At 44.6% G+C, this 15448-nt stretch carries 8 protein-coding genes and 1 pseudogene; all 9 read right to left on the bottom strand.

The window, feature by feature from the left end; genetic code table 11:
- Positions 1-80: 80 nt before the first annotated feature.
- Positions 81-3308 (bottom strand): carbamoyl-phosphate synthase large subunit, encoded by a 3228-nt coding sequence (gene carB / locus RUMTOR_RS04850; RefSeq protein WP_009320682.1) that lies wholly within the window; start codon positions 3306-3308, stop codon positions 81-83.
- Positions 3309-3597: 289 nt separating this feature from the next.
- On the bottom strand, positions 3598-4791 hold the full coding sequence (locus tag RUMTOR_RS04845; protein WP_004846007.1) for a phosphopentomutase: 1194 nt from the start codon (positions 4789-4791) through the stop codon (positions 3598-3600).
- Positions 4792-4866: 75 nt separating this feature from the next.
- Positions 4867-5964: a HigA family addiction module antitoxin gene (locus RUMTOR_RS04840; RefSeq protein WP_004846006.1), complete on the bottom strand. Its 1098-nt coding sequence runs from the start codon at positions 5962-5964 to the stop codon at positions 4867-4869.
- Positions 5933-6271: a hypothetical protein gene (locus RUMTOR_RS04835; RefSeq protein WP_009242520.1), complete on the bottom strand. Its 339-nt coding sequence runs from the start codon at positions 6269-6271 to the stop codon at positions 5933-5935. The genes RUMTOR_RS04840 and RUMTOR_RS04835 overlap by 32 nt, the downstream gene beginning before the upstream one ends.
- A gap of 73 nt (positions 6272-6344) precedes the next feature.
- Complete coding sequence (gene cdd / locus RUMTOR_RS13885; RefSeq protein ID WP_227071237.1) at positions 6345-6749, bottom strand: cytidine deaminase; 405 nt, start codon at positions 6747-6749, stop codon at positions 6345-6347.
- 45 nt (positions 6750-6794) lie between these two features.
- A pseudogene (gene deoC, locus RUMTOR_RS13880) lies at positions 6795-7445 on the bottom strand (deoxyribose-phosphate aldolase); the annotation flags it as partial.
- 201 nt (positions 7446-7646) lie between these two features.
- The gene (gene udp, locus RUMTOR_RS04825; RefSeq protein ID WP_004846003.1) at positions 7647-8429 is read right to left on the bottom strand and encodes a uridine phosphorylase; all 783 of its coding nucleotides are present in this window, start codon (positions 8427-8429) and stop codon (positions 7647-7649) included.
- 185 nt (positions 8430-8614) lie between these two features.
- A complete protein-coding gene (glgB, locus tag RUMTOR_RS04820; protein ID WP_004846002.1) occupies positions 8615-10693 on the bottom strand; it encodes a 1,4-alpha-glucan branching protein GlgB in 2079 nt (692 codons plus the stop codon).
- Positions 10694-10880: 187 nt separating this feature from the next.
- Complete coding sequence (locus RUMTOR_RS04815; protein ID WP_009320683.1) at positions 10881-14660, bottom strand: hypothetical protein; 3780 nt, start codon at positions 14658-14660, stop codon at positions 10881-10883.
- Positions 14661-15448: the final 788 nt, after the last annotated feature.

Here is a 15448-nt window from a genome sequence, read left to right as displayed (position 1 = left end):
CTTTCATTTTATACAAAAGATGCCTAACCGCAAATGCGGCCGGCATCTTCATAAAACCTGTCTTATATTAATGAATCATACTATTCTTTGTCCGTAATTTCTCCGTGAATTTCCTGAAGTGATTTCACTTCTTTGCTTCCATGTTTCTTCACTGCAAGAATTCCGTTTGCGGCAGCTTTCGCAGCAGCCATTGTCGTCATATACGGAACTTTCTTTTTGATCGCAGCTTTTCTCAAATAGCTGTCGTCATTCTTACTTTCTTTTCCTGACGGTGTATTCACGATCATGTCAACTTTTCCGTTCGTGATCACATCAAGCATATTCGGACGGCCTTCCTGAAGCTTATTGATCTTCTCTGCTTCGATTCCGTTCTCTTTAAGCAGGCTGCAAGTATGGTCTGACGCAATGATCTTGAATCCCGCTTTTGCAAAATCAGCCGCAACTTCCACAACTTCCGGCTTATCACGATTGCTTACAGAGATCAGCACCGTACCTTCAAGCGGAAGCTTTGTCTGTGTTGCTTCCTGAGCCTTATAAAATGCTTCGCCGAAAGATTTGGACAATCCGAGCACTTCTCCGGTCGATCTCATCTCCGGTCCGAGCAGCGGGTCTACTTCCGGGAACATATTGAACGGGAATACCGCTTCTTTTACTCCGTAGTACGGAATGTTCTGCTCTTTTAACGCCGGAACCGGTGAAGGTCTTCCTGTCAGTTCACTTGTCACAATGTCGATGGCAAGCGGAACCATGCGGATATTACATACTTTCGATACAAGCGGCACTGTTCTTGACGCACGAGGGTTCGCCTCCAATACGTACACTTTTCCGTTTTCGATCGCATACTGCATGTTCATAAGACCTTTCACATGCATCTCTTCTGCGATTTTTCTCGTATATTCTTTGATCGTCTTTACATTTTCTTCCGAAATATTTTTAGAAGGAATAATACATGCCGAATCTCCGGAATGTACTCCCGCAAGCTCGATATGTTCCATAACCGCCGGAACAAACGCATGTGTGCCGTCGCTGATCGCGTCTGCTTCACATTCTGTTGCATGTCCGAGGAAACGGTCGATCAAAATCGGACGGTCAGGTGTCACACCGACTGCTGCTTTCATATATCCTACCATGCTTTCCGCATCATATACAACTTCCATGCCACGGCCGCCAAGTACATAAGACGGACGCACCATAACCGGATAACCGATCTTCTCGGCAATTTCAAGAGCATCGTCCACCGTAACAGCCATTCCCGACTCAGGCATCGGAATCTCAAGCTTATCCATCATTTCACGGAACAGATCGCGGTCTTCCGCCAGATCGATAACAGACGGAGCCGTACCTAAGATCTTCACGCCGTTTCTTTCCAGATCTGCCGCAAGGTTCAGCGGAGTCTGTCCTCCGAACTGCGCGATCACTCCGACCGGTTTTTCCTTCTTATAAATGCTCAGTACGTCTTCCAGTGTAAGCGGCTCAAAATACAGTTTATCAGATGTGTCATAGTCTGTAGATACCGTTTCAGGGTTACAGTTGACAATGATCGTCTCGAAACCAAGCTTTTTCAAAGCAAGAGACGCATGTACACAGCAATAGTCAAACTCGATTCCCTGTCCGATACGGTTCGGTCCCCCGCCTAAGATCATGATCTTCGGTTTCTCTTCACTGATCGGGTTTTTGTCCGTTCCGTTATATGTCGAATAGTAATATGCTCTGTCCTGCGTTCCGCTTACATGAACGCCTTCCCACGTTTCCTCAACGCCGAGGCTGATTCTCTTATTGCGGATCTCATCCTCATCCACTTCAAGAATCTGGCTTAAATATTTATCAGAGAATCCGTCTTTTTTCGCCGCGATAAGAGCATTGTCTTCCGGCAAACCTCCCTTAAACGCAAGCAGAGCCTCTTCCTCTTCCACCAGCTCTTTCATCTGCTCAAGGAAATAGTGTTTTACTTTTGTCAGTTCATGGATCTCTTCTACAGAAGCTCCTTTTCTCAGCGCTTCGTAGATAACAAAGTAACGCTCGCTTGTCGCATACCGCAAACTCTTGAGAAGCTCTTCTTTTGTTTTTCCGTCAAAATCTTTCGCATGACCGAGTCCGTATCTTCCTGTCTCCAAAGAACGAATCGCTTTCTGGAACGCTTCTTTGAAGTTCTTACCGATGCTCATTACTTCGCCTACCGCACGCATCTGTGTTCCAAGCTTGTCTTCCACACCTTTGAATTTCTCAAATGCCCAGCGCGCGAACTTGATCACAACATAATCTCCGTCAGGAACGTATTTATCCAATGTACCGTACTTTCCGCACGGAATATCTTTCAGCGTCATGCCTGTCGCAAGCATTGCGGATACAAGCGCGATCGGGAATCCTGTCGCTTTCGATGCAAGCGCCGAAGAACGAGACGTTCTCGGGTTGATCTCGATAATGATATCTCTGTCTGTCTTCGGATCATGCGCCCACTGTACGTTACAGCCGCCGATCACCTTAACAGAATCTACTACTTTATGAGATTTTTCCTGCAGACGCTGCTGAACTTCTTCTGAGATCGTAAGCATCGGAGCGGAGCAGAAAGAATCTCCTGTATGAACGCCGAGCGGATCGATATTTTCGATAAAGCATACAGTGATCATATTGCCCTCTGCGTCGCGGACAACTTCAAGTTCCAGCTCTTCCCATCCCAAGATAGATTCTTCTACAAGAACCTGACCTACAAGACTTGCCTGAAGACCTCTGGCGCATACTGTTTTCAATTCATCTACATTATATACAAGACCGCCGCCTGCGCCGCCCATCGTATAAGCAGGACGAAGAACTACCGGATATCCAAGCTTCTCCGCAATCGCAAGAGCCTCGTCTACAGAATATGCAACCTCGCTTCGAGCCATCTCTATACCGAGCTGATCCATCGTGTGCTTAAATTCGATTCTGTCTTCTCCTCGCTCGATCGCATCGACCTGTACGCCGATAACTTCTACGTTATATTTCTCCAAAACGCCCGCCTGCGCCAGTTCTGAGCATAAATTAAGACCGGACTGTCCACCGAGATTCGGCAGTAATGCATCAGGTCTTTCTTTTTTTATGATTTGTTCTATTCTGTCAACATTCAAAGGTTCAATATAAGTAACGTCAGCAATCTCCGGATCCGTCATGATTGTCGCCGGGTTTGAATTCACCAATACAATCTCGTATCCTAAATTTCTCAATGCTTTACAAGCCTGTGTTCCGGAATAATCGAATTCACAAGCCTGTCCGATAATGATCGGGCCGGAGCCGATGATAAGTACCTTGTGGATATCATTTCTTTTTGCCATCTTTCTTCCTCCTGTATTGTCCCATGTTCTCATTTCATTTTCTCAATCGAATATTATACAATAAATTAAGTTTTCCGACAATCCTTAATTTTCACTTTTCTCTCTATATTTTCCTATATTTTTATCCTGTATTCTCATCGGCTTTTCATTTTTTACATTTTTTCCGACTTCCGGCTTTTTAACTTTTCATATTTCTATAAGTTTTCACAGCTTTAACTGTCCGGTTTTTTACATTTTTACAGTTTTTCATCCTACTTCCGCTTTGATTTTTTTACATTTTCACGGTTTACTACTGCTGCAGCCTGCTTAAAACAGAATATCCTATCGTTCCTTTCGGCATATCTACTCCGAAGTTCTCTGCTACAGTCGCCCCTATCACCGCAAACGTCTCTGCTTCCGGAAGCGGACCTCCCGCCTGCATTCTTTTGCTGTATGCAAGGAAAGGAACATACTCTCTCGTATGATCCGTTCCCTTGTATGTCGGATCATTCCCGTGATCTGCGGTCAGGATCAATAGATCATCCTGCGAAAGACATTCCAGCAAAACGCCGAGTTTCTCATCAAACTTTTCGATCTCTTTGCCATACCCTTCTACATTTCTCCGATGCCCCCATAATGCGTCAAAATCAACAAGGTTTACAAAACACAGTCCCGTAAATTCCTCTTTGCACACATCGATCGTCTGTTCCATCCCATGAACGGAACTTTCCGAATGATATGTTTTCGTAATCCCTTCCCCGCAGAAAATGTCATGAATCTTTCCCACGCCGATCACATCATTCCCCGCATCTTTCAGAGCATTTAAAACAGTGGGCGCCGGCGGCTTCAACGCGTAGTCTCTCCGATTGCTCGTCCTTTTAAACTCACCTTTTTTCATTCCGATATACGGTCTTGCGATCACCCTTCCTACGCGCCATTCATCTTTCATCGTGATCCGCCTTGCAGTCTCACAGCACCGATACAGTTCTTCCAGATCGAAAGTCTCTTCATTTCCGCAGATCTGCATAACCGAATCCGCCGACGTATACACGATCATAGATCCTGTACGAATCTCTTCCTCGCCCAGCTCTTCTATAATCTCAGTACCGCTCGCGCTTTTATTTCCGATCACCTTTTTCCCACACTGTTTCTCCAGCTCCTTGATCAATTCTGCCGGAAATCCATGTTCCGTAAAAGTCCGAAACGGCTTTTCCGTTTTAATCCCCATCATCTCCCAGTGTCCGGTCATCGTATCTTTTCCGTTGCTCGCTTCCCGCATCCGCATGAAGCGCCCCTCGGGAGACTCGACGCCTTTCATATCTCCGCCGCACTTTAAGTTCAGAAACCCAAGCCTGCGAAGATTCGGAATATTCAAAGTTTTTGTTTTCTCCAAAATATGTCCGAACGTATCCGCGCCTTCATCTGCGAACCGAGCCGCATCCGGCATCGCCCCGATCCCGAGAGAATCAAGAACGATTACAAATATTCTTTTATACATTTCCATTATCCCATCTCCCTGTACAACACTCTTATATCTTGCCCTTATTCCCAATAAATCAATACTGTATCCACTTTATTCTTATGAACAGTCTCCCCATTTATACCGCAATTTGTAATTACTATACTGATGATAATCCAGATATTTCTCCTTTTGAAGTCTTCCGATAACAATGTAAGGCATCACATTCTGAGTCCGTGCATAACTACAGATTGCTTCAAATGTAAAGTCTCCTTTTTGGATAAAACTTGCATAACTCTCCGGTGACAAAAGTCTATCTCTCGCAAAAAGATCTGCTGCCGTCTCCTTATCCACATCACTCCCGTCATCTATAAATTTAATACTTTTACCTATATCTCCATTTACAATATGTCCCAGTTCATGAAATAAAGAAAACCAAAAAATATCCGCAAACGCTCCCCTTATCGTCAAAACCATTTGATACACCCCATCGCTCCGCCGAAAAATATACCCTTGCACAGGCGCTCCTCTAAAATTTTTCACAACAGAAAAATCTATGCCATATTCTCCCAATACAGTTTTCAAATGATTTTGAAAATCCACATTCTTCTGACACATAACATTTTTTATTTTACCTATCAATTCGTTTATATGCTCTACTTCAAACTTTGTTGAAACATTTTGATTATTCTCCAAAATTTGACACAAACGAATCCATGCCCCCAACACATTTCTATTTACCGATAAGTTTCCGGACATCCGAAATGCTCCCCCGGGAATTATTTCATTTAAATTTACCAAATTACTAATCTGCAGAATTTTACGAAGAGAAAGTATCGAATCATCTTTATTTTCACGACTAGGCATCATGCCTCTTTCTCTAAAGTATTTCACAATTTCTTTTAAGTCTTCCCTCACGATACGCTCTTCTTCCGTAATCGTCTGTAATTCATTTGCTTCCAAAAGTTCCGCCTCATAGTTCGCCTGAAGATTCAGCCAAAAAGACTTTGGTACTCCGATTGCATACTCTAATCCTCTGGCAAAGTTTGCAGATATCCCTTTCTTTCCGGCAATAACATTGCTTACGTAAGCCGGAGAAACGCCTGCACTCGACGCCAGTTCACTCTGTGTGATTCCACGTTCTTCCAAGACGTCTGCAATCGTTTCTCCCGGGTGAATTATTAAATCACGGGATATACCAATTTTCTTTGCTGCCATGATAATCACTCACTCCTTCCACTTCTATTTCCGTACAAATCATAACCGTATCCTGTTCGGCATTCGGCTCGATAATCAATCTTACATTTGCCGCTACATGCAACGAATATCGAATACTTTCGCATCCTTCTAACTGTTCAGGCTTTCCTAATCTCAATTTCAAAAAATCTCCAAAACATTCCGCCGCTTTTAGTCTGTCCATATGCTTTTTTATTGTTTTCACCCACTCAAAAGGCAGTTTCTTTTGCATCTTTTTATAATCTTTAAAGTATTTTTCAACTTTTCCATTCGCATATGTTATTTCCACTCAATACATCACCCTCACATTAACCTTTTGGTTAATTTATTATGTCATGTTTTCTTTTTCTTGTCAATCGTTCCTACAGATACTCCGACCCAAACCCAAACGGCAAAAGTTCTTCCAACCGAAGGATTCTATACTTTTCCCTGCCTGATGCCAATATCACCTTGAACTTCTTCGGATCGCAAAATTCTGCCATAACCTGACGGCACACTCCGCAAGGAGGCGTACATACTGTTTCTGAAATATCTTTTCCACCGATGATGCAAATTGCGCGAAACTTCCTTTCTCCTTCGCTCACCGCCTTAAAAAACGCAGTTCTCTCCGCACAATTTGTCGGTGAAAATGCAGAATTTTCTATATTGCATCCGGTATAGATCCTGCCGCTTTCAGCCAAAAGAGCTGCGCCTACTTTAAATCCCGAGTAGGGACTGTATGAATACGCCAGTTGTGCAGTCGCTGTCTCAATTAACTTTGCGATCATTCCCTGCGATAATTCCATTTCACAAGTTCCTTCCGCCGGGTTTTCTTCTTCCGTTTTCACGATTTTTACAATGCGGCTCGTTCCGAGTCTGTCTGCCCCAAGCTCCAGAAACTTTTCCGCGTCTTCCATCGAGGAAATGCCGCCCGCCGCTTTCATCTTCACGTTACCGCCGACATGATCCGCAAACAGGCTGATATCGTCAAAAGTCGCGCCTGCTTTTGAAAAACCTGTGGACGTTTTAATATAATCCGCTCCCGAACGAGTGACGATCTCACACATTTTCACTTTTTCTTCATCTGTCAAAAGACATGTTTCTATGATCACTTTAAGAACTTTACTGCCGCACGCATTTTTCAGAATGCGGATTTCTTCTTCGATCTGATCGTATTTTCTGTCTTTCAGCCATCCGATATTGATAACCATATCGATCTCATCCGCTCCGTTTGCGATCGCATCTTTTGTCTCAAATTCCTTTACGGCAGTCGTCTCGTAACCGTTCGGAAAACCGATCACAGTACAAATCGGAACTCTTCCGCCTACATATTCCGCCGCTTGCTTCACATAACTTGGAGGAATACAGACTGACGCCGTATCATATTTCACCGCATCATCACATACCTGACGAATCTCATCCCACACAGCTTCCTGCGACAGCAATGTGTGATCCACATGCCGTAAAATTTCTTTTTCATTCATATCCTTCATTTGACCGTTTATTTCCTCTCTTTATTTTCCGCATTTATTTTCTTTCACTTATTTTTCCCGCTTTTTCCCCTCATTTCTTTTCTCGCGTTTATTTTCTTTCATTTATTTTTCCCGCTTATCTCCCCCATTCATTTTTCCGTTTTTCTTTTCTCCCGCTCTTTTCTTCTCGTTGTCATTTTCTTTATATGCATTCTACTCTTTTTTCCGTTCTTCGGAAATCAATCTGCGGATCGCGTCCACTGCCACCCGGATCGCCATGTCCGTATCGTGCACTACCGGGTTCTCAAGTCCTGCTTTCTCACGTTCCTGATTCGCGATCACAAGAAAACACGAGCCGACCCGCACCCCAAGGCTGCTCGCCACAACAAACAGAGCCGCCGATTCCATTTCCGAGGCAAGACAGCCGAGTTGTTTCCACGCCTCCCACTTATGAAGCAGATCGTAGCCTACCGGCTTTCTCTCCGGTTCATGCTGACCGTAAAACGAATCTTTGCACTGTACAACTCCCGTATGGAACGGATATCCTTTTGATTTAACAGCTTTCACAAGCGCATTCGTCACTGTCAGATCGGGCACTGCCGGAAATTCGATCGGCGCATACTCCCTGCTCGTTCCTTCCATCCTGATTGCCCCTGTTGACACAACGATATCTCCGCTTTTCACATCTGTCTGCATTCCGCCGCAAGTTCCGATCCTGATAAACGTATCCGCACCGCACCTACAAAGTTCTTCCATTGCAATAGCTGCCGACGGTCCTCCTATTCCCGTAGATGTAACGCTTACCTTCACTTGATCGAGCGTTCCTGTATATGTCACATACTCTCTGTTATCTGCAATCAACACCGGGTTATCTAAATATTGCGCGATCTTCACACATCTTTTCGGATCTCCGGGCATAATGACGTACTTCCCGATTTCCCCTTTTGCAGTTTGTATATGATACTGTCTGTTCGGATCTTCCGAATAATTTTTCATCTGCTGTTCCTCCTCACTTTGCCGGTAAAAACAAAACCGCCGCAAAACAGACAGGCTATTTCAAAAAATCCCCCATCTACTTTGCGGCAGTTTGCTCTGCATTTTTTACCTTTTATATAATAGTGAACCGCCCACCGGTTAAATCCAATGGGGTTCCGGTTTCAAGTCAGAAGCTGCCTGACATCTTAATACTCAAACACTGCCACACCATAGGCCGGAAGCGGGTATGCGATCGAATACGCCTGACCGTCGCATTCCTTTTTCACCGGTTTGTAAGTAAGCGGACGTTTTTCCCCTTTTCCTCCGTACTTTTCCTCATCACTGTTCAAAACAAGCTTCAGCGTTTTCCTCGTCGGAACGCCGACTCTGTAATCTTCTCTTTCCACAGGAGTAAAGTTGCAGACGAAAAGCAAATTCTTTTCTTTATTCTTGGAATGTCTTACAAAGCTGTAAATACTTCTGAAAATATCATCCGCATTGATCCACTCAAATCCCGCCGGATCATTGTCCATTTCATAAAGAGCTTTATTGTTTTTATACAAATGAAGCAGATCCCGATACCAGTTCTGAATATCTCTGTGCTCAGGTTCGGCGAGCAGGAACCAATCGATCTCTCTCTTTTCGCTCCATTCTCTAAGCTGTGCAAATTCCTGACCCATGAACAGAAGTTTCTTTCCCGGATGGCCCATCATAAACGCATAGCCTGCTTTTAGGTTGGCAAATTTATCGAACCCAAGTCCCGGCATTTTATTGATCATCGAACACTTCAGATGAACAACTTCGTCATGCGACAACACAAGAATATAATTTTCACTGTATGCATACTGCATCGCAAACGTCATCATATGATGTGCATTTTTACGGAAATACGGATCAAGTTTCATGTACTCCGTAAAATCGTGCATCCATCCCATATTCCATTTCAGGCTGAAACCAAGGCCGTCGTCTTCGGGCGATCCTGTCACCTTCGGCCATGCCGTCGATTCTTCCGCGATCATCACAGCGCCTTTGTTCCGTCCCAGAACAACCGAATTCAAATGTTTAAAGAAATCGATCGCCTCAAGATTCTCGTTGCCTCCGTATTTGTTCGCGACCCACTGTCCGTCCTGTTTTCCGTAATCAAGATAGAGCATCGACGCAACAGCATCCACACGGAGCCCGTCCACATGGAAATGTTCGATCCAGAATAATGCGTTTGCAATCAGGAAGTTGCGCACTTCCGCTTTTCCGTAATCAAATACTTTCGTTCCCCAATCCGGATGTTCTCCGAGTCTGGGATCTGCATACTCGAATGTCGGAGTTCCGTCAAAATCAGCAAGCCCGTGAGCATCTTTCGGAAAATGCGCCGGAACCCAGTCAAGAATCACTCCTATATTGTTTTTATGCAGAAGGTCAACCAGATATGCAAAATCTTCAGGACTTCCGTATCTTGAAGTCGGCGCATAATATCCCGTAACCTGATATCCCCACGAACCGTCAAACGGATGCTCTGCAATGCCCATCAGTTCTACATGAGTGTATCCCATCTCTTTTACATATTTTACGATCGCCTTGGCGAACTCTCTGTATGTGTAGAATCCTTCATCTTCCCTTCCCGGGTGACGCATCCACGAACCCATATGAACTTCATAGATCGACATCGGATTCTTCTTATGATTCCATGTCTTCCGCGCTTTCATCCATGCGTCATCCGTCCATCTTATACGGGAAAGATCCGTAATACGAGACGCCGTTCCCGGACGAAGCTCCGCATAATTTGCAAACGGATCCGCCTTATAAAGAAGCTCGCCTTTCTGCGTCTCAATACAGAACTTATAAAGCTGTCCTTCTTTCGCTTCCGGTACAAACTTCACATAAATACCTAGAGGCTCCTGACGCTCCATTCTGTCTCTTTCCAAATTCCAGTCATTAAATTCCCCGACTACAGACACATTCTTCGCATTCGGCGCCCATACCGCGAAATAAACGCCCTCCGTTTTGTCGTTCACTACTTTATGTGCGCCTAATTTTTTATAGATCTCGTAATGGTTTCCCTGACCAAACAGGTAATGATCCAATTCTCCTATCTCATAGGCATGTTCATTCGCTTTCATACTTGCCGCATCCGCCGCAGTGTTTTTCGCCGGACTGTTCGCCCTGTTCCGGCTTGCGCCGCCTGACGCCTTTTTCACCGCACTGCCCGCCATACCGCCGGCTGCATGATTCACGATGCCTTTGCCTGCACTTTTTGCCGCGTTTCTGCCCGCACCTTTTCTCCTTGCCATAAAAGCCCACCTCGCCGTTTCCTCATAATAAAATATCGAAGCGTTTCTGCCCGCTTCCGTGATAGTTTCATTATACTTGATTCCGTCCAAAAAATAAAGAGAAACAGACAGCTCTTTCCCGCCCGTTTCTCTTGTATTTTGTCTATTTATGCACACATTTTAAATTATAGTCTATTATCGTGCTTCTTTATATATTAAAATCTTTTTCAGAAAGAATAATACGGTCTGACTCGTCTGTATTTCTTCCAAAAACTTTCCGCATCAATTTCTTCGCGGACGCCTTCTGAGAATGACGGATCGCGTCATCCATAACTTCTTTCACTTCCGCAACCGTCACAAAATGATCTTCCCTCTGCAGAGAATCAATTTTACTATACAGCGCAAGAATTCCCATCTCGTCAATGTGATATCCGTTTTCTTTCGCATACGTCTGACCGAACGTAACAAGCTCATCGTTGATGAAAATCGGCACTTCCAGTCTTGATGTGAATTTTTTCCTGAATTCTCTGTTCGATGACAACAGTCTGTCAAGCGGCTTTCTCTGCTCTTCCAAGACGATCAGCATCTCGCCTGTATCCTGCTCCATCGCTTTATTAAGACGCGCAACTGTCTTTTCATTCATTTTGGACGCTTTCTCAATGATCAGAGCGCCGCCGTAAAGTTTTTCGACAATATCGCTGATCTTCTTCTTATTCAGAGAATCTCCTGTCACGATCGCGACCTTGCCCTGACGGATGTCTCTTTGCTTCTGGATCGCTTTCACGACGTCAACGGCAAGAACCGTTTTTCCGTTGCCTTTATTTCCAATGATAAGCAAGTTGCCCGTTCTCGAAGTCCCTTTTCTGTTCGTACAGTTCTTATCCTGCTCAAGCACATCGACAAGCTGTTCGCTCATTCCGCGCACCGGAACAAAGTAAGAAAACAGTTTCTTCTGTTCCTCTGTAAGTCCGGCTCTCGTTCCGATACCGCTTTGCATCTCAAGGTCATATCTTCCATGTACGACAAAACCGGTATCCATTGACAATGCATCCGAGATCTCATCGAGCGGAAGCGGCGCAGTCTTACCTGTCGCAATCAGCTTCGCAGTCTCTTTACGGCTAAGCGGTGTCGTCGCCGACATAATGTCGATCGGCTCGTCATCATCAGGAATCTCTCTGTCGTCATCCTCTCCCGAATAATCAGGATTTACTGTGAACTCATCCTCAATGTCCTGAATCTCTTCCGCGTCATCTTCCCCGAAGAAATACTCGTCATCTGCGTTTCCTTCCGCCTCTTCGATCACTTCATCCGCTTCTTCGTAGTAATCTTCTTCCGGTTCTTCAATCACTTCTTCTGACTCTTCATAGTAATCTTCTTCCGGCTCTTCGATCACTTCTTCTGACTCTTCATAGTAATCTTCTTCCGGTTCTTCGATCACTTCCTCTGATTCTTCATAGTAATCTTCCTCCGGTTCTTCGATCACTTCTTCTGATTCTTCATAGTAATCTTCTTCCGGCTCTTCGATCACTTCGTCTGCTTCTTCGTAGTAATCTTCCTCCGGTTCTTCGATCACTTCCTCTGATTCTTCATAGTAATCTTCTTCCGGCTCTTCGATCACTTCGTCTGCTTCCTCATAGTAGTCTTCTTCAAAGTAATCGTCATCCAAATCTTCCTCGAACTCCTCGTCGAAATCTTCGTCAAAGTCATCATCAAAATCATCGTCGATTCTAAGATCCTCCGCAACCTGACCCATGTTTTCGCTTGGTTCTTCTTTTCTCTTAAGATATACTCCTGTAGGTTCTTTCTTTTCTTCTTCCGGCGGGATAATTCCCTCAATTTCATCAATCATACGTTGAATATCCGGCGGTAAAATCGGTGTTGTTTTCTTATTCGTCTCCATAGTATCCCCTTTTGCTGTATCCCCTGCTGAATCTATAACTTCTTCTTGTTCCGATTCGGATGCTCCTTCTGCATCCGTCCCCTCTTCAACCGGCTCATCCTCTCCTGCATTTTCTTCAAATCCCGAAAGGATATCTTCCAAACTGATCTGACCTGTAATCTGATCGTCCTCTTTTATTTCAGCGGCCGCTTCCGCTTGCGCTGCCTCCTCCGCTTGTGCGGCTTCTTCTGCTTGTGCCGCCTCTTCCGCTCTTGCGGCTTCTTCTGCTTGTGCCGCCTTTTCTGCTCTTGCGGCTTCTTCCGCTTTCTCCTCTTCTTCTGCCTGTAATGCGGCGCGGCGTTTTTCCTCTTTCAAACGACTTACCATGTCTATATCTGCAACCGACTCAATCTCTCCGATCGCCTGCTCCAGATCCGCAAGATCTTCTTCATCCTCGATCTCATCTTTTCTTACCGGACGGAATTTGATCTGGGATGTATTTCCCATATCCTTTTCTTTGCCGAATTCCGACTCCTCTTCATCCTCAAAGTCAAAATCCATCGCTCCTGTTTCCGTCAAATCGAACTCCGACTCTTCTTCGTCTTCAAAATCAAAGTCCATCGCTCCCGTTTCCGTCAAGTCAAACTCCGGCTCTCCTTCATCTTCAAAGTCAAAGTCCATCGCTCCCGTTTCCGTCAAGTCAAACTCCGGCTCTTCTTCATTCTCAAAGTCGAAATCCATCGCTCCCGTTTCCGTTAAATCAAACTCCGGCTCTTCTTCATCTTCAAAGTCAAAGTCCATCGCTCCCGTTTCCGTCAAATCAGATTCCGACTCTTCTTCATCTTCAAAATTAAAATCCATCGGAGCTGTCTCGTCTTGGAAATCATCTGCCGTCAATTCTTCCAACTCCGGATGAAGAAGTTTTCTCAATGCAACGTCTAACGGCATCGTATCTCCCAGTTTCTTTTTAGCAGGCTGCCTTTCTTCTTCCGGCTCTGCGGTTGTCTCCAGCACATCCGGTCCTTTTATTCCTTCCGGTACGCGCTCCTCCGGCTCATCGACTCCTTCTGCTTCGGAAACATCCGTCGGCAGATATGCGTCTTCTGTCTGCCCGGCATCTTCCGCATCTATCGGCACCTGCTCGTCCTGTTCAACATGATCCTCTGCATCCTCCGCCGGTGAATCCGCTTCTAACGCCTTGATCTCGTCGGCTTCCCACGCTTCCGTATCTACTTCCACCGGGTCGTTCGGCAAAGTGATCTCTCTTACTCCTTCTGAGATCGTTTCCGGCATCATGTCCGGAACAAGTTCCTCCATTCCCTTCGGAACTCGTGCGTTCACCTGCTGTTCGGCAGCGAAATCAGCATCGGCAACTTCGGAGTCGGCAGCCATAAGTTCAGCTCCCGGCAAACCGTTTTCTTCTTCCTCCTGCTCGGATTCATCTGCCTCTGCATAAGAAAAAATATCAGGAATCTCCTCTGTCTCCTCGGACGTCCTTGCATAACGCTTATCGTACTTTTCCTGCTGGGAAGGAGTCAGTGGTTTGTACTGCATCTTCAGTTCCATCGCCTTATAGACATACTGCCCCTCGCTGAACCAAAGAATCAAATCGTCACACTCTTCCAGACATTCTGATGTCATACCGGCTTCCTGATACAGCTTCGCCAGTTCATATGCCCACTCTTCAATATATTCGGATTTCTTATATTCTTCAAGAGCTTCGATCTGCTGCTCGATCGGCGCCCTCTGCGCGCGGAGAATCTTATATCTTAAAATGTACTGATTCGGGTCTTTCGGCGCGATCTGCATAAACTCATCGTAAAAATCGATCGCCTCATCGACATTTCCCGTCTTAAGAGCCAATCCGCACAGACGGCTGATAATCTTACGGCTTCCTTCCGCCCGCTGATATGCAAGCGTCAAAATGTCATATCCCTTCTGATATTCTCCGGTTTTTTCATAAATTTCACTGACGTTTGACAACATCACTGCATTGCGCACGCGCCTCCAGTCAATTTCATCTGCGATCGCCGCCGCTCTGCTGTACGCGCCGCTCTCCATAAGTTCGAGCATCCGTTCAGTCTTTGATTTATATTCGTATTTATCCACCGCATTCACCTCATTAAAAAATAGTTTTGTACAGGGCAGTGTCTTTCCTTCTATGTTTCTTTACATACTATATCTTTCAATATTTTATCATATGCATTTCGCAATGTCAAAAAAATGCACCCTCAATTAACATTGAAGATGCATTTTTATAATCTATTTAATTTTTTCATATTCTCTTTATTTTTAAATCGGAGGCAAATATTAGATTCTGTTCCTGTAAGACCTCTGCCATTGTTATTTGATCTGCGGTCGATTTATTAAGACCTGCTTATTAAATCTTCCCTCCTTCAATTAACAAATTCGAGTTCATAACAGTATCCTTATCACATATCACTTACGTTCCTTGTTTCCGGTACCACCACACATATTAAACCCGATATGCACGAATGATAATCTACTCAATGTTTCTTTACACATCTTTTGAAATTCTGCTATATGTGGTATCTATATTCAATATGTCTGCAAATGTTAAATCTTTCTGATCTCTATCCGGACTTCCAACTCTCCGATCAATTCTTTCGTTATTTTTATTCCGGATCATCTATCCTTGAGCAAAGGTCTCTTCTCCACAGGAACTTACACTTGCCGTACCACTAACATATTGATGATTCACTGAAATCACGCTGTCCATTGGTCTTTCCCTCCTGCTATCCGTTTATTTTTAATCTAATCGGGCAACTGATACGATGCCTTCTTAGTTAAATATCCTTTTGAGATGCTTTTGTTTTTATTTTGTTGTATCTCTTTTGGATGTCTTTATAATATCACCTGAGTTTTATTTTGTCAAT

It is taken from the genome of [Ruminococcus] torques ATCC 27756, from assembly GCF_000153925.1.
GTDB classification, from domain to species: domain Bacteria; phylum Bacillota; class Clostridia; order Lachnospirales; family Lachnospiraceae; genus Mediterraneibacter; species Mediterraneibacter torques.
This window is presented reverse-complemented; position numbering and strand designations above follow the sequence as displayed.

Excerpts from the sequence above, each read along its gene's own strand:
- carB (WP_009320682.1), bottom strand. The coding sequence starts at position 3,308 with ATGGCAAAAAGAAATGATATCCACAAGGTACTTATCATCGGCTCCGGC.
- RUMTOR_RS04845 (WP_004846007.1), bottom strand. The coding sequence starts at position 4,791 with ATGGAAATGTATAAAAGAATATTTGTAATCGTTCTTGATTCTCTCGGG.
- RUMTOR_RS04840 (WP_004846006.1), bottom strand. The coding sequence starts at position 5,964 with ATGGCAGCAAAGAAAATTGGTATATCCCGTGATTTAATAATTCACCCG.
- cdd (WP_227071237.1), bottom strand. The coding sequence starts at position 6,749 with ATGATCGCAAAGTTAATTGAGACAGCGACTGCACAACTGGCGTATTCA.
- udp (WP_004846003.1), bottom strand. The coding sequence starts at position 8,429 with ATGAAAAATTATTCGGAAGATCCGAACAGACAGTATCATATACAAACT.
- glgB (WP_004846002.1), bottom strand. The coding sequence starts at position 10,693 with ATGGCAAGGAGAAAAGGTGCGGGCAGAAACGCGGCAAAAAGTGCAGGC.